Genomic DNA, 15,163 nt, shown 5'->3' on the forward strand with positions numbered 1-15,163 from the left:
GCGGGCATTTTTGTTTTATTATTAGATATGGAAATCACCGAAATACAAGAAGGCCTGACATTTGACGACGTTTTGCTCGTGCCGGCCTATTCCGAATTGCTTCCCGCCGAAGCCGACACTCGCACGCGTTTTTCACGCAACATCGACCTGAATATTCCGCTTTGCTCGTCAGCGATGGACACCGTTACGGAAGCATCGCTTGCAATTGCGCTTGCCCAACAAGGCGGCATCGGCGTGATACATAAAAATTTCAGCGTCGCACAGCAGGCCGAAGAGGTCGATAAAGTAAAACGCAGCGAATCCGGCATGATCGTTGATCCTGTAACGATCCATCAGGACAAACTCGTGTCCGACGCACTCGCGATAATGCGACGATTTAGGATCAGCGGCGTGCCGGTCGTTGACGAGAACGGACTTTTAACCGGAATCATCACAAACAGAGATCTGCGTTTTGAAACACGGTTCGATATACCAGTTTCTGAAATAATGACACCGCAGCCGCTGGTCACAGTGCCTGTCGGAACGACGCTTGACGAAGCAAAGGTCAAGCTGCAAAAACACCGCATCGAAAAGCTTCTCGTCGTCGATGAGAACGGCCATTTGAAGGGCTTGATCACAGTCAAAGACATTCAAAAAGCAATCAACTTCCCTATCGCAGCAAAAGATGAACTTGGCCGTCTGCGATGTGCCGCTGCGATCGGAGCGACCGGTGATTTTCTCGAACGTGCCGAAGCGTTGGTCAATTCCCGCGTCGATGCGATCGTTATCGACACTGCCCACGGCCACAGTTCGCGGGTTATCGACGCGATTAAAAGCGTCAGAACAAAGTTTCCCGAGATCGAGATCGTTGCGGGAAACGTTGCGACCGCAGATGCCACAAAAGCTCTAATTAAAGCCGGTGTTGACGCCGTAAAGATCGGTATCGGGCCGGGTTCGATCTGCACGACTCGAGTCGTGACCGGAGCAGGTGTTCCGCAGATCACGGCCATTGTCGAATGCGTAAATGCCGCCAAAGGCTCGGGCGTTCCGGTCATTGCCGACGGCGGTGTCAAATTCTCCGGCGATGTCGCCAAAGCCATCGCCGCCGGAGCCGACAGCGTTATGATCGGCTCGCTTTTTGCCGGAACGGAAGAAGCTCCGGGCGAGGTCATTCTATTCCAAGGCCGTAATTTTAAGACCTATCGAGGAATGGGTTCGATAGGAGCGATGCGGCAAGGTTCAAGCGACCGTTACTCTCAAGAAGGCACTGTCGTTGACGCCAAATACATCCCCGAAGGCATCGAAGGCCGCGTCGCCTACAAAGGCACCGTCGCCGAAATGGTCACCCAACTAGTTGGCGGCCTGCGTTCAGGAATGGGCTACACAGGCTGCCGCTCAATCGCTGAATTACAAACAAACGCCAAATTCGTCCGCATAACGTCTGCGGGGCTGCGTGAATCGCATGTTCACGATGTGATAATCACAAAAGAAGCTCCGAATTACAGGATCGAGAGCTGATCAGCATGCTGCTGGTAAAATGCTCGAAAGGAAATGGAGATGCTCGTTACGGGCAGAAACGCGACCGTTAGGGAGCGTGCGGACTCGATACAGGCTTCTTGCGAGAGTGCACGCTCGTTCACACTCGCGTTTCCGCCCGTTGGCCGAAAAGGTCCAGGAACTCCGCGACCGCTTCGCCGAGCTGGAAAAACAGATCGGGGCGCTGAATAATAATCTGGAGGCTTTGAATTAATATGAAGAAATTCCATCCATACCTAGTTGCTATAGCGATTTTAGTAGCGACTAAGTTCTCGTTGGCACAAACCACGGTTATCACGGAACAGGAGTATTGGGCTGGTATTAGATCGGGATACGCCACGACAGAAAAGGTTGTTCCTCGAAGGGAAACGGTAACATACGAGAGTTTGTCGGACGGAAAGGTGACTTATTCTACGACGAAGATATCCGAATATCAGTCAGAAGATACCTATCGCATCATTGAAACGGTTGTGAGGAATGGGAGAACTTCTATTTTTCAGACAATTCAAATTGGTGTGAATCGATATTGCAGAGAAAACAAAGCCAAGTGGAAGCGATGTTTTGAAGACCCCCCTATTTCCACCAGCAGAGCGGATGAAACCAAGTATGCCGTTCAAAGAGACAAGGACAGTCTTACCTTAATTCGAACCTCTACGTTTTCGAAAAAAGAGAATGGCAAGGTGGAGCCAAAGAAATTTGTATCAGAGGACAAATTCGTCGTTAACGTTGATATGTCAGCTCGCGAGCGTTCAGAAGTAACGACGATAAGTGATACGCAAACTATTGTTTCACGGGACACAACTAAGTTTGAGTATGGCATTACGTTGAAGCCGATAAAACCACCGATAAGTAGGTGACGGATTGGGCATAATAATCTGGATCAGTCTTAGCCTGCGGAGCGGGCGGGATATTTGTGGCCTCACGGGACGCTTGGCGGAACGTGGGGTTATGTTATTTGCGGCAAAGGAGCGTGTGAAACACTCGGCATACACGGACCAATAAAAACCAAATCGAAAAGGTTCGGTTGGCGTGATGATGGATGAGTATGAGCGGGCCACGCGGCGGAGTTTTGCATGAATCGCACGTGCACGACGTGATAATTAAGAAGCGCCAAATTAAAGGATCGAGTCGTAAAACAATTGTTCCAACTCATCTCAGATGGCGCAGAGTTGGCGGCACGATCAAGGTATCACTACCGTTCAAAGTCTCGGAAAGTATTGAGGCTACACAAGATATCGCGATTTGGCGGGCTCTAGTATAACAGCATCATGGCGGGTATGGGGAGAGCGGCGATATCGGTGATTTTTTTGCTGTTTTTCGCACTCGACAGTTTGCGGATCGGCTGTAACATCGATTTTTGTTGGCTAATAGAGGATTTGCGAGTCGCTTAAAGTGGATCTTGCCGTTTTGATACCCCAAAAAGCCATCGGAGACACCCCAAAAAGCCATCGGAGACACCCAAAAAGCCACCTGAAATATGTCATTATTTTGGCGAAGTTCGCTATAACGGACGCAGTTTCTGCAATTAAATCTTGCTGCAGCGATCGACCCCCGTTAACCACGGCTTGGTGCAGCTGCTTCAACCGAATCTTCGCAGCGCCGCTGACGCCAGTGTCCTCAGCTGCGGAGCAGCGTCATAACTTTAGCCACAGGTGGAGCATAGCGAAACCTGGGGTTATTCTCTCGCCTGTTTCACAGGCTTCGGATACTTGCGAACAAAACTACGCATTTCGCCTTCGGCTTCATGTGTAGCTAAAGATATTTATGCCTGCTCCGCAGGCTAAGAGAACAGAAACTTTAAATTGCATGGAACATTTGCATATTGCATAGCGTTGCGTCTATAATACATGCTCACGATAGCTAAATTTTACACACAGGAGAAAAAAATACACATGATAATCCATTGGGAAGAATTTAAGGCGGGGCCGACACAGCCGCGGAGTGATCGCCTACACGTAACATTAAACCGGAGAAACGTTATCCTGCTGAACGGAAATATACACGAAAAACTTGGCAGCCCGGAGGCGGTCACACTGCTGTTTGACAAGGTAAACAGCATCATCGGAATCAATCCGTCAAACCCGAATGTGACGAATGCTTTCCCCGTCAAACAAAAAGGCCGAGGCCGCCACCGCCTGATCCGCGCGACACCATTTTGCAAATTCCACAGCATAATGGTCGATGGCACAACCGCTTTCCTAAATCCCGAGATCGACGAAAACACCGTCCTGCGACTCGACCTGAAAGCGACCACACCAGCGACACGCCGCGGACGACGAAATCAGAAGCGGCGCCAGTGATCAAATATGTGTTGCAAATTGCAACACATATGATAGGATTTGGTATGTGAGGTAGAAATTATGACCACAGCAGTATCAACAAAATCAAGAAAGGGGAACATTCATATCAGAATTTCTTCGGACGCCCGCGAGATCATTGAAAAGGCCGTCGCAGCTTCGGGACAAAGTCTGACCGATTTTGCTACCCGCTCGCTCCTGGCTTCGGCGACGGATGTATTGGAGCGTGAATATACCACAACTCTGTCGAACAGAGATCGTGACCGTCTTTTGAAGATGCTCGATGCGGACGACAAGCCGAATACAGGATTAAGACAGGCTGCGAAAATTCATAAGAAACTGATCCTCGAATAAACGTGTATACGATAGAGCTGCTCAACGCCGATCACGCAACTGATCTATTTGATTGCGGTGATGGAAAAAAGAATGAGTTCTTGCGCAAGTTTGCTTTGCAGAACAACAAGGGCGGCCTTGGCCGCACATATGTCGCAGTCAGACCAACAGATACAAAAACTATTTACGGTTACTATACGATCTCAAGCAGTTCGGTAAAGTTCGAGAGGCCGCCAAACATCAACCTCCCGCGTTATCCTCTGCCAGCGATTCTCATCGGAAAATTGGCAACAGACAAACAAGCCCAAAATCAGGGCCTCGGTACCGCATTGCTCTTCGATGCGTTGAAACGCGCAGCACGAGTTGCCGAAGATATCGGCATTTTCCTCGTCGAGATCCGTGCCGTCAATGAAAAGGCAAGAGACATTTACATCAAACGTGGATTTACCCCGATGGAAGACGAACCGATGAAGTTATTTATGAATCTCAAGAAGGTTCGCAAATTACTAGCGGAATGACCCACAGTCTCGTGATGGTATGCACGCTCGTTCACACTCGCGTTTCCGCCCGTTGGCCGAAAAGATTCAGGAACTCCACGAACGAGCTGTTGAATTAACCGAGCAAATTACAACGTTGCAGAACAACCTTGCATCATTAGATTAGGAAATGAAATATTGTGTTCTAAATGTTTTTGTTCTGGCGCTCTGCCTCTTTCACCCGACCTACGGACAGCGGACAGCAATAAGTAGTGAGGAATTTTACAAAGCTATAGAGATCACAAAAGAACCAATTCGGTTTCCAGCCAGAAGTTCTAACAAGACCGAGTTGTTCGTAAGCGGCGAACTCAAGGAGACCACTTTATCTCAGTGGGAAGGCACGCCAAATGAAGCCGATCATTTAAAAGTGATCGTGACGAAGAACGGAAAGGAGTCTATTTCAGAAGAAATAGTTTTCGGGGATTTTATTTACTCAAGGACAGGCGATGGTGAATGGAAAAGCGAACCATGGTATTTCCGACACGGTCGGACGGAGGTTCTGACTTATATTATTGGAACCCCAAAATATTGGAAACAGTCTTCCATCATTGATAAAAAGGCCGTTACAATTTATCGCGAAACAATATTGGTAGAAATTTCAGGAACGAAAGCCTATCGTGATGATGAATATTTCTTTAGCAATAGTAAAAAGCTTTTGAAGCAGGTAACTACCTATAGATCCGTTAAGTCGGAGGCCATAATACGGCGTGTAACTTTTTCATCGGAGTACGATTCGACTATAAAGGTCGTGGCGCCGATCAAGTAGGCGACGGATCGGGCAATAATAATTTGAATTAGTCTTAGCCTGCGGAGCGGGCGGGATATTTGTGGCCTCACGTGACACTTGGCTGAACTTGGGGTTATGTTATTTGCGGCTACGGAGCGTTTGGAACACGCGGCATAAACGGAACAATGAAAACATATCGAAAAGGCGCTGTGGGCGCGATGATGGATGAGTATGAGCGGGCGGCGGCGGAGTTTCGCTCGATAATAGAGAGGCTGACGGAAGAACAATACACGCGAGTCGTCGATCCTGACACTAAGGATGCGAATTGCCGTTCGGTGCAGACGGTGATGTCGCATGTTGTTGCGGCGGGTTATGGTTATGCGGATTATATTCGCGATGCGTTCTCGATGGAGAAAACGTCGCCGAAGAAGCGGCAGCTTGCACAGGCAGAGTCGCTTAAGGAATTTGATTCGATGCTGGAATATACGGTTGCGACTTTAGCTGACAAATGGGAAATGTCGGAAAGGCGAATAACGGCAGTTTCGATGACGGTTCGCTGGGGCCCGACATATGATCTGGAACAACTACTGGAACACGCTATTGTTCATATTCTGAGACATCGGCGGCAGATCGATAAATGGGGATTTAATGCAGAAGCCCGAACGTGAATGAGGGCTTAACACCCAGCATTTCATGTTAAGCCCTTGCCAACGCGCGGGCTTCTGCAAATATTGTCTGATTTGATGTATAATCACTTACACTAGGAGTACATTAATGTTTATATCGAAACAAATCACTAAAAAGGCACTAGCCGTCTTTTTCTGTCTTGCAGTTTTTACCGTTATGGGCAGCAGCGCCTTTACCGAACGAGCGGACCACTGGATCAGTGTGGACGCATCAGAGCTTAGTGCTGTCGCCGCATCCGTAAAGGTAGCTGACGGTAGACAACCGCTTAGCGACCGAGCCGCGCGAGTCTTGAATGGTGTAGCGATACTGCGGCTCGATGATCAGGAGATGGAAGACCTGTCACGCTCGATGCATGACATCTTTCACAAGTGCGGCGGTTTTGTTTTGCATTCAAGCGAAGCAGATGCACTCGCCTGGGTCGAGCGTATGACTACTGCTGATCAACTTGCGCCATCCGTCGTTTACTCGATAGACAATCAGGCGGCTGTAAATATATTGCACTCCTCAGCTCGTGAACTCGACAACAGACAGGTGATAACGGATCTTTCGGCATTCCCCAATCGCCGCTACAATCAGCCAAGCGGACTCGAATCTGCAAACTGGATAAAGAACAAATGGACACAACTGGCAGCTGTAAGGGGAAACAATCTGACGACGGTAGAGTTTTATACTCACGATCCCAGCGTGTCGCCGCAGCCCTCGGTCGTACTGACCATTCGCGGAGCTACTTTGCCGGATGAGGTTGTCGTTGTCGGTGCACATCAGGATTCGATCAACGGCAGCGGCTCAACCCAACCCGCACCCGGAGCCGATGATGACGCGTCTGGCATCGCCTGCATGACAGAGATGATCCGCGTGATGATGTCTAAGAGTTTCCGCCCCGCCAGAACAGTCAAGTTTATTGCGTACGCAGCCGAAGAGGTCGGGCTTCGAGGTTCGAATGCAATAGCCACTGCTTTTCGGACCGCGAATACAAATGTTGTGGGCGTTTTGCAGCTCGATATGACCAATTACAAAGGCAGCCAAGGAGTGGATTTCGCGATAATCACCGATTACACCAATGCCGCTCAAAATCAGTTTCTCCGTGACCTGATCGCCACATATCAACCAACACTGAATGTGGTCAATTCTTCCTGCGGCTATGCCTGCTCGGATCACGCGTCGTGGCACAACAAGAGCTATCCGGCTTCGTTCCCGTTTGAAGCTCCGCTAGGAAATGATAACCCTTGGATTCACACCTCGACCGACACCATCTCACGAAGCAATAACAATGCCGATCACGCTCTGAAATTCACAAAACTTGGCCTTTCATATGTCGCCGAGTTGGCAAAGGGATGCATTTCCCCGCGAGTGCAGTGCAGTTCCATAATCCCCGAACGACCTTCGAAACCAGAACTTAAACTGACAAGTGCTACTCGCGGAATGTCGGGTTCGGTGTTTCTGGATGCGATGTCGTTTTAGTTTCTTTGACTTTCGCTACGAAATAGCTAGTTAGCAAACCCGTAAGTAACTAAGGGCGGAACACTCAATTATGAGTTTTCCGCCCTAACTAATGTGCGGCTTACAAAATATATATTAAAACGCAGAGTCGATCGGTGACTACGATTGCAACTGCCCCGCCGCTGATTCCCATTCCTCATAAAGTGATTTTATCCGGGCTTCAGTTTCGGAAAGTTTTGTCGTGGCTTCGGCGAGTTTGGCGTAATCCGAGGCTATCTTGGGGTTAGACATGTCCTCTGTAAGTTTGGCGGCCTCGGATTCAAGGATCGGGATCTGAGATTCGATCTGCTTGATCCGTTTTTCTAGTTGGTTGATCTGATTTTTTGAGAGAGGATCGGTCTTAGGTTTTTGCTCCTTGGTCTTGGGCGTCTCTCTGAACCCAGGAGCTATCGCTCCAGGTTCTGACTGCTGCGTAGCCTCTGGTCTCTTATCGCCCGTCTCTTGTCTAATATCTGCAGTCTTCCAGTCGTGGAACTCGGTGTAGTTGCCGTCGTAGTTTAGGACGGTGCCGTCTGATTCGAACGAGAGCATCTGGTTGGCGATCTTATCGAGGAAAAAGCGGTCGTGGCTGACGGCGATGATCGTGCCGTCGTATTCTTCGAGAGCGTTCTCGAGCGATTCACGCGAAGGAATATCGAGGTGATTGGTCGGCTCGTCGAGCACCAGAACGTTCTTTTGCGAATAGATAAGTTTCGCAAGCGCGAGCCTTCCCTTTTCGCCGCCGGAAAGGGCCGAGACCGGTTTGAAAACGTCTTCGCCCATAAAGAGGAACTTAGCAAGAAACCCACGCAGCGTGCCATTGTCCGCCGTAGGTGCGACGCGTCTTAGCTCTTGTATCACTTCATTGCGAGGCTCCAAACCTTCGAGATTCTGAGAATAGTAGCCGATGTTGACCTTTGTTCCCCAATGTATCTTGCCGCCGAGCTCGCGGATATTTCCGAGGATCGTCTTTACGAGTGTTGTCTTGCCGGTTCCGTTGCCGCCAATGATTCCGAGAGCGTCGCCGCGATGAAGTGAGAAATTCAGCTTGTTCGCGAGCACTTTCTTGTCGTAACCGATCGTTAGATCTTCTGCGGTAAGGACATTGTTGCCAGTTCGCTGAACCTGACGGAGCCCAAAATTACCGCCGGACTTTTCACTGGTGACGGCTTCGATACGCTCCATTCTCGCGAGCAGAGTGCGACGTGATTTTGCCTGCTTTGTCTTTTGGCCCTCGAGATTGCGGCGGATGAATTCCTGCGTCTTGTTGATCAACTGCTGCTGATTTTCGTATTCTCGTATCTGCTGTTCACGACGCAGTTCGCGCTCTTCAAGATATTTCGAATAATTGCCTTTGTAAGTGACTGCGATTCCGCGATCCATTTCGACTACACGATTCGTCGTACGATCAAGGAAATAACGATCGTGGCTGATAACGACGTAGGTCTTTTCGTAAGTTTGCAAAAACTCCTCTAGCCATTCGACAGCCTCAACATCCAGATGGTTTGTCGGCTCATCCAGCAGCATAACGTCGGCGTTTGACAGCAGCAGCCGCACCATCCCAAGCCTATTCTTCTGACCGCCGGAAAGAGTCCGCACATCATCGGACCACTTTTCAGGCGAGAAGCCCATACCAAGCAAAACAGCCTCAGCTTTCGCGGCGTAGGAAAAACCATCGGCCTGTTCGAATGCCGTTTGAAGATCGGCATACTTATGAAGAACCGCTTCCGAGTGATCGGTCTCCATCGTTTTTTCGAGACGTCGCATTTCAGCCTCGATGTCGTGTATTTCTTTAAAGGCCGAAAGAGCGGCGGTATGAACGGTTTCGGCTTCACCAAAATCAACATGCTGGTCGAGCAGGCCAAGCTTAAGGCCGTTCATTTTGATTACTTCGCCTTCGTCAGGACTTTCCTGTGCGGTTATGATGCGAAATACCGTCGTCTTTCCCGCGCCGTTACGGCCGACAAGTCCAACTTTTTCCGACGGATTGACCTGGAACGAGACGCCCTTAAGGATCTCTGTCCCGCCGTAGGATTTCCATATATCTGAAAGTCTGAAGAGCATAAAAGAAGTAATCGGTTGTCAGCGGCCGGTGGTCAGTAAAACACTGATGACCCCAACTTTTGACAACCGACTATCGATCATCGAAAAAAAACTATTTTGTCTTGTTCGTAGCCTCAGGCTTTTTAGCCTCGGCTGGCTTGTCCGCCGGCTTTGCATTTGCTTCGGGTTTTGTCGAAGTATTTGCATTAGCCGCAGCCATTGTGTTTGTTGACGTATTCGAATTCGTAGCACCAGAGGTGTTTGCATTAACCGCACCTGCGGGCCGAGTGCCGCTCAATTCATTTGGATTATCTACAACCTTTTTGGCGAGATAGTTCTCGATCTTGGCCTCGTTCATAGCAATTGCCTGATATGAAGCGGCGAGAAGTTGCTTGCGGTTATCCACTAGAAGTTTGTTGATCTGTGGGCGAACGTCCGGACTATCAAGTGTTAAGTTTTCTTCTTTTTCGACCCTCTCTTGAAGCTTAAAAATGTAACCCTTTCCATTGACAGGCACCATATTTGTCACCTGGCCAATGTTAAACTGCGGGTTCATAAAAGCCGCCGCAATGTTCGCACCAAAATTCTGCTTCAACTCTTCTTCACTAATATAGCCAAGATCACCGCCCTGTAATTTGCTGGGATCTTCACTGAACTCTCGTGCAAGGGCCGCGAAGTCGCTGGCAGGCTGCTGCACCTTCGCAAGCACCTCTTTAACTTTCTGACTCGCTTCAACCTCATTTCTTGTCATGTCGCCTTCACCGCCATCCGACGGATCAATGACGATTGCCGCAAGTCGAACACCGCGCTTTCGAACGAAAAGATCAGGATTGCTTTTAAAGAAGTCTGCGATCTCCTGATCTTTAGGCGTTTCGATCCTGCTCGTGACTTTATCGACCAGTTTCTGGATAGCAAGAGCTCTCTTGGCAGAATCGCGAAATGATTTGTCATCGAGTCCAGCCTGTTTCATCTGCTTATCAAATTCTTCGACGGATAAACGGCTGTCAACCTTTCGTTTGTTGATCTCACCGGTAACATCCTCTTCGGATGGAACCATATTTTCTTTTTCCGCCTTTTGATACATCACTTCTTGTTCAACAAGGCCCTGTAAGACTTGAAGTCTCGCAGCGGCCAATTCGAGTGGCGATAACTTGCTTTCCTGGCCTTGAGATTGCTGTTTTACGGCACGGTCAACCTCCTGCATGGTGATGACCTTCCCATTTACTTTGGCAGCGGTTTCATTCGAATCGACAGAGCCGCCGCCCGAAGTATTTGCCACAGGCACACTGCATGCCCCTAATATAGCAGCGAAAACCGCAGTTAAGGACATGGCGAGAATTTGTTTTTTATTAGGTTGCACGATTGCGTTTACAATTTTCATCTTATTCATCTGTTATTCGTAACTTGACTAACCTTTAGGTTTTTTGTTATAAATCTTGTTTCGAGTTTTTCAGAACTCTTATTTTCTCGCATTTCATCGAGAGGCAATATAAATATGGCAAAACGCTGCGACATCTGTGGGAAAGGCCCGCAATTTGGAAATAATGTATCACACGCTAACAATAAAACGCGAAGGCGATTCAACCCGAATCTTCAGCCGGTCCGCGTTCAGATTCCCGGCGGCGGCAACGGACGCATCAAAGCATGTACACGCTGCATAAAATCGGGAAAAGTTGTCAAAGCTGCTTAGATCTATTTGAGACACAGCTAACTGTTTTAGTTGCCAAACGCCGGATTAAGGAGTTTGGCTTTTCTTTCGTTTAGACTAAACAACCGCAATACACTCGATCTCTACCTTTGCATCGCGTGGCAGTCTTGCCGCTTGAACCGTCGCTCTCGCCGGCTTATTAGTACTAAAAAAACGGCCGTAAACTTCATTCATCTCAACGAAATCATTCATATCGGCAAGAAACACAGTTGTCTTGACGACATTATCCAAACTTGTTCCGGCAGCCTTTAAGACCTCGTTCAGATTGACCAGCACCTGTTCCGTCTGTTCACTGACGACTTGCGACACAAATTCTCCGGTCTTCGGATCGATCGGTATCTGGCCTGAACAAAATACCATTCCGCCAGCCTTAATAGCTTGTGAATAAGGGCCGATCGCTCCCGGCGCATTTTCCGTGGTTACTATCTCTTTCATGAAAATAATTCCGCTCCACAACTCAAGCAAAAGGCGAATTCTAACAAATTAGGATGGAAAAGGAAAGCAGGCGGGCTTTTATTGGGTGATCAATCACGCATTGACGCGTTCAACAGCGATAACACCCGGAACGTGTTCGATGGCTCCGACGACCTTGTCGAGATGCTTTTTATCAAAGACCTCTACCGTGACCTCGATGAGACCGATGTCATCCTTAGAAACATTGGCGCGAGCGTCGCGTATGCCGGTTTTTATGTCCGCAATTGCATTAGTGATTCCGGCGAGCATGCCGGTACGGTTTTCTGTGGTTGCAAGCAGTTGAACCGATTGTATCTCACCTATATCTGTTTCCTTCGCCCATTCCACCTCAACAATGCGGTCTTTGTTCACCATCAATTGGGACATATTTTTGCACCGTTTGTTGTGGACGACGATTCCCTTTTCCAGTGAAATGTACCCGATGATCTCTTCGCCACGTAGCGGATTACAGCATTTCGCACGATTGATAAGAAGGTTATCGATGCCCCTAACAATGATTGCATCCTCACCGAGCCCGATGAACTTGCGGACTGCCTTCATGCCCGACTTCAGCCGCGTCTCTTTCTTTTTGTCGGGATCAAGCTCATTGAATTTCTCCGCACCGAGAAATTTTCCGAGTACGTTGCGAGGCAGAGTCTTTCCATAGCCGACCGACGCAAAAAGATCATCCGGACGGCCCAATCCATATTCATTGGCAATACGCTTGAGTTCGTTTTCGTTATTGAGAAACTTCTTCGACGGAACCCGAAATCTCTCAGCCTCTTTTTCGAGAAGTTTCCGGCCGATATCTATCGACTCGGTACGTTGTTCCTGCGATATCCAATGACGTATACGGTTCCGAGCTCGCGAAGTCACAGTGTGGTTTAGCCAATCGCCGGAAGGTTTCGAATGCTGTGTCGTAAGTATCTCAACAACATCACCATTTTGAAGTTCGCTGCGAAGAGGGATGATACGTCCGTTTATTTTTGCACCAGTGCAAGTGTCCCCGACCACCGAGTGAATTGCATAGGCAAAATCAATAGGCGTTGCTCCGCGTGGAAGCTGGATGACCTTGCCCATTGGCGTAAAAGCATAAACATCCTTTGGAAAAAGATCGAGTTTGAGTGTTTCGATAAAATCCGCCGAATCTTCGTTCTCATTCGTATTTTCGACTAGCGGCAGTAACAACTTTTCAACCGTTTTTCTTAGTTCATCAAGACCTTCGTCTTCTTCTTTCTTGCCGAGAGTACTTTCCTTGTATTTCCAATGGGCCGCAACACCTTCCTCCGCTACGTGGTGCATCTCCTCCGTTCTTATCTGAACCTCAAAAGAAAGCCCGCCGTCGCCGATAACTGAAGTATGAAGGGATTGGTACAGATTATCTCGCGGAATCGCTATCCAGTCCTTAAAACGCTCAGGAACAGGCGTCCAGATGTCGTGAATGACACTGAGAGCGAGATAACAATTCTTCCTGTCATTCTTCGTAATAATACGTGCAGCGATCAGGTCATAGACCTGCTCGATCATTATCTTTTGCTTTTTGAGCTTCTTCCAGAGCGAATAGAGACGCTTTACGCGGCCTTCTATCTCAACAAAGGGAACCCCATTCTCGGTCAATTGTTCAGTGATCGTCGCTTTTATTTTTTCCAGAGCTGCTTCCAATTCTGGACGGCGGGCATCAACCTCTTTTGACAGTCGTTTGTAATCTTCGGCGTAAAGATTTTGAAAGGCAAGGTCCTCGAGTTCGCCTCGCAGTTTACCCATGCCGAGGCGATGAGCGATCGGGGCATAGATATCAAGAGTTTCCTGCGAGATGCGTTCGCGTTTTTCGGGTTTTAGATACTGCATCGTACGCATGTTATGCAGGCGATCGGCAAGTTTAATCAAAACCACGCGCACGTCCGTTGTCATTGCAAGGACCATCTTGCGAACATTCTCGGCTTGTTGTTTTTCTTTAGAGAGATCACTGATATGAGCGATCTTTGTCAATCCATCGACGAGCAGAGTGATCTCATCACCAAAATAAGATCTAATGGTCTCAAGATCAACAAGTGTGTCCTCTACAACATCGTGAAGCAGCCCTGTCGAGACACTTACCTCATCAAGACGCATGCTGGCAAGTATTTCGGCAACTTCAAGCGGATGGACGAGATAAGGTTCGCCCGAGGCACGCGTTTGGCCGCGGTGATGGAGGGCAGAGAAAAGGTAAGCGCGGCGGATGAGATCGACATCGGCACCTGGCCTGTTTTCTGTAACCGTCGCTATTACGTCCTCTATACGAATCATAGTCGATCATTTACGAGCTTCTCATTCGCAATTCAACATTCGTAAATCGCAATTGAAAAACGATGCTCAATTAAATTGTAATTGAGCATCGCATGATTAAAAAGAAAAAATACGGGTTATTTTTTTGGAGCGGCGTTCGTGTTCGTTTTTTCTCTGCTGCTTTCAGCGGCTTTAGCGGCTTCGCGCTCTTCTTTCTCGGTATCGAGAGCTTTGACAACGTCACTCAGTTCCAAAAATTTCTTCCTAGCGGCCTCACCTTCCTCTTTAAGTCTGTCCCTATCTGGCGTCCTTCCATCCATTTCAGCTAGACGCATTGCCTGAAACATGAGGCTGGCCTTATAAGACCTTGACGACTCGAAAACCTTCAGAAGTTCCTGTTTTGCCGCCAAGTCTGCATCTGTCAAGCTTTTGACATTAATACTTGGGGCGTTTTTAACGTCGGCAGGTTCGAGAGCTATGGCCTGATCTATCAGCTTGGTTCCTTCGTCAACACAGCCCTTCAACTTTTCAAATTCTTCCGGACTTTCCGGCTTCAGGAACTGAAAGGTCTGTTTGCCGTCTTTCGCTACAGTTTTTTTGGTCTTTTCGGTATCCGTTATATCATTGGCACAAGTGTTTTTCTTGGCCGCCAAGGAAGTCAAAGCCTCTGCTCGTTGTTCAGGAGGAATAGTCGTATTCGCGGAACGAGCTGTCACCAATCTTAACCAGTCATCAGTCTTTTGAAGGTTTTCATAAAGGCTCGCAATGGCTTTGTATGAACTCTGGTCCTTCGGATCAATTTGTAAAACCTTCTGGTATTGTGCGATCGCTTCTTCTGCCCAAGCCGTCTGCTTACGGTCTCCAATATACTTTGAGTGAAGCGTCCGAGCCAGGAAAAGCTGCGCAGTCTTACCCTCAACAGTTTCACCCTTCGGGTCGCGGGATACAGCATCCCGGAACAACTGTTCGGCCTCGTTGAACTTTCGACCTTTATAGGCGTTCGAACCGTCCACCAGGTCCTTTCGGGCCATAATGCGGTTGTAATAATCGCAGTTAGTTCCTGCCAATACGGCAATTAGTATAGTTGCTAATAACCCTAAACGAGAGAATCTCATCATTT

At 48.4% G+C, this 15,163-nt stretch carries 15 protein-coding genes; 9 read left to right on the forward strand and 6 right to left on the reverse strand.

Going from position 1 to position 15,163, the window contains the following annotated elements; all coding sequences use genetic code 11:
- Positions 1-27: 27 nt before the first annotated feature.
- Positions 28-1,497: an IMP dehydrogenase gene (gene guaB / locus IPL32_16450; protein ID MBK8467408.1), complete on the forward strand. Its 1,470-nt coding sequence runs from the start codon at positions 28-30 to the stop codon at positions 1,495-1,497.
- Here the strand turns inward: guaB and IPL32_16455 are convergent.
- Entirely contained in the window at positions 1,479-1,619 is a 141-nt protein-coding gene (locus tag IPL32_16455) for a hypothetical protein (protein MBK8467409.1), read from the reverse strand. The genes guaB and IPL32_16455 overlap by 19 nt on opposite strands.
- 111 nt (positions 1,620-1,730) lie before the next feature.
- Between IPL32_16455 and IPL32_16460 the strand changes: the two genes are divergently transcribed.
- The 7 genes from IPL32_16460 (at position 1,731) to IPL32_16490 (ending at position 7,556) form a co-directional block, all read left to right on the forward strand.
- Positions 1,731-2,372 carry a hypothetical protein gene (locus IPL32_16460; protein ID MBK8467410.1) on the forward strand — a complete coding sequence of 214 codons (642 nt, stop codon included), beginning with the start codon at positions 1,731-1,733 and terminating at the stop codon, positions 2,370-2,372.
- Positions 2,373-3,407: 1,035 nt separating this feature from the next.
- Positions 3,408-3,815, forward strand: a complete 408-nt coding sequence (locus IPL32_16465; protein ID MBK8467411.1) for a hypothetical protein — start codon at positions 3,408-3,410, stop codon at positions 3,813-3,815.
- A 60-nt stretch (positions 3,816-3,875) separates the two neighbouring features.
- A complete protein-coding gene (locus IPL32_16470; protein ID MBK8467412.1) occupies positions 3,876-4,166 on the forward strand; it encodes a DUF1778 domain-containing protein in 291 nt (96 codons plus the stop codon).
- 2 nt (positions 4,167-4,168) lie between these two features.
- Complete coding sequence (locus IPL32_16475) at positions 4,169-4,663, forward strand: GNAT family N-acetyltransferase (protein ID MBK8467413.1); 495 nt, start codon at positions 4,169-4,171, stop codon at positions 4,661-4,663.
- A 148-nt stretch (positions 4,664-4,811) separates the two neighbouring features.
- On the forward strand, positions 4,812-5,447 hold the full coding sequence (locus tag IPL32_16480; GenBank protein MBK8467414.1) for a hypothetical protein: 636 nt from the start codon (positions 4,812-4,814) through the stop codon (positions 5,445-5,447).
- A gap of 146 nt (positions 5,448-5,593) precedes the next feature.
- Positions 5,594-6,076 (forward strand): DinB family protein, encoded by a 483-nt coding sequence (locus tag IPL32_16485; protein MBK8467415.1) that lies wholly within the window; start codon positions 5,594-5,596, stop codon positions 6,074-6,076.
- 106 nt (positions 6,077-6,182) lie between these two features.
- Positions 6,183-7,556: a M20/M25/M40 family metallo-hydrolase gene (locus tag IPL32_16490; protein ID MBK8467416.1), complete on the forward strand. Its 1,374-nt coding sequence runs from the start codon at positions 6,183-6,185 to the stop codon at positions 7,554-7,556.
- A gap of 138 nt (positions 7,557-7,694) precedes the next feature.
- Here IPL32_16490 and IPL32_16495 read toward each other — a convergent pair whose 3' ends face one another.
- Both IPL32_16495 and IPL32_16500 read right to left on the reverse strand, forming a co-directional pair.
- Positions 7,695-9,638, reverse strand: a complete 1,944-nt coding sequence (locus tag IPL32_16495; GenBank protein MBK8467417.1) for an ABC-F family ATP-binding cassette domain-containing protein — start codon at positions 9,636-9,638, stop codon at positions 7,695-7,697.
- A gap of 91 nt (positions 9,639-9,729) precedes the next feature.
- Positions 9,730-10,998 (reverse strand): SurA N-terminal domain-containing protein, encoded by a 1,269-nt coding sequence (locus tag IPL32_16500; GenBank protein MBK8467418.1) that lies wholly within the window; start codon positions 10,996-10,998, stop codon positions 9,730-9,732.
- A gap of 114 nt (positions 10,999-11,112) precedes the next feature.
- Between IPL32_16500 and IPL32_16505 the strand changes: the two genes are divergently transcribed.
- Positions 11,113-11,307: a 50S ribosomal protein L28 gene (locus IPL32_16505; protein MBK8467419.1), complete on the forward strand. Its 195-nt coding sequence runs from the start codon at positions 11,113-11,115 to the stop codon at positions 11,305-11,307.
- Between the two features lie 75 nt (positions 11,308-11,382).
- Here the strand turns inward: IPL32_16505 and IPL32_16510 are convergent, their stop codons facing one another.
- The 3 genes from IPL32_16510 to IPL32_16520 form a co-directional block, all read right to left on the reverse strand.
- Positions 11,383-11,760, reverse strand: coding sequence for a RidA family protein (locus IPL32_16510; protein ID MBK8467420.1), 378 nt, complete (start codon positions 11,758-11,760; stop codon positions 11,383-11,385).
- Between the two features lie 93 nt (positions 11,761-11,853).
- Complete coding sequence (locus IPL32_16515) at positions 11,854-14,064, reverse strand: bifunctional (p)ppGpp synthetase/guanosine-3',5'-bis(diphosphate) 3'-pyrophosphohydrolase (protein MBK8467421.1); 2,211 nt, start codon at positions 14,062-14,064, stop codon at positions 11,854-11,856.
- Positions 14,065-14,180: 116 nt separating this feature from the next.
- The gene (locus IPL32_16520; protein MBK8467422.1) at positions 14,181-15,161 is read right to left on the reverse strand and encodes a hypothetical protein; all 981 of its coding nucleotides are present in this window, start codon (positions 15,159-15,161) and stop codon (positions 14,181-14,183) included.
- Between the last annotated feature and the right edge of the window lie 2 nt (positions 15,162-15,163).

The organism is Chloracidobacterium sp. (assembly GCA_016711345.1).
Taxonomy (GTDB): Bacteria; Acidobacteriota; Blastocatellia; order Pyrinomonadales; family Pyrinomonadaceae; genus OLB17.

What these genes read in the sequence shown, in the direction of transcription:
- IPL32_16495 (MBK8467417.1), bottom strand. Translation starts at nt 9,638, where the DNA reads ATGCTCTTCAGACTTTCAGATATATGGAAATCCTACGGCGGGACAGAG.
- IPL32_16460 (MBK8467410.1), top strand. Translation starts at nt 1,731, where the DNA reads ATGAAGAAATTCCATCCATACCTAGTTGCTATAGCGATTTTAGTAGCG.
- IPL32_16515 (MBK8467421.1), bottom strand. Translation starts at nt 14,064, where the DNA reads ATGATTCGTATAGAGGACGTAATAGCGACGGTTACAGAAAACAGGCCA.
- IPL32_16505 (MBK8467419.1), top strand. Translation starts at nt 11,113, where the DNA reads ATGGCAAAACGCTGCGACATCTGTGGGAAAGGCCCGCAATTTGGAAAT.
- IPL32_16500 (MBK8467418.1), bottom strand. Translation starts at nt 10,998, where the DNA reads ATGAAAATTGTAAACGCAATCGTGCAACCTAATAAAAAACAAATTCTC.
- IPL32_16510 (MBK8467420.1), bottom strand. Translation starts at nt 11,760, where the DNA reads ATGAAAGAGATAGTAACCACGGAAAATGCGCCGGGAGCGATCGGCCCT.
- IPL32_16465 (MBK8467411.1), top strand. Translation starts at nt 3,408, where the DNA reads ATGATAATCCATTGGGAAGAATTTAAGGCGGGGCCGACACAGCCGCGG.
- IPL32_16520 (MBK8467422.1), bottom strand. Translation starts at nt 15,161, where the DNA reads ATGATGAGATTCTCTCGTTTAGGGTTATTAGCAACTATACTAATTGCC.
- IPL32_16485 (MBK8467415.1), top strand. Translation starts at nt 5,594, where the DNA reads ATGAAAACATATCGAAAAGGCGCTGTGGGCGCGATGATGGATGAGTAT.
- guaB (MBK8467408.1), top strand. Translation starts at nt 28, where the DNA reads ATGGAAATCACCGAAATACAAGAAGGCCTGACATTTGACGACGTTTTG.
- IPL32_16490 (MBK8467416.1), top strand. Translation starts at nt 6,183, where the DNA reads ATGTTTATATCGAAACAAATCACTAAAAAGGCACTAGCCGTCTTTTTC.
- IPL32_16470 (MBK8467412.1), top strand. Translation starts at nt 3,876, where the DNA reads ATGACCACAGCAGTATCAACAAAATCAAGAAAGGGGAACATTCATATC.
- IPL32_16480 (MBK8467414.1), top strand. Translation starts at nt 4,812, where the DNA reads ATGAAATATTGTGTTCTAAATGTTTTTGTTCTGGCGCTCTGCCTCTTT.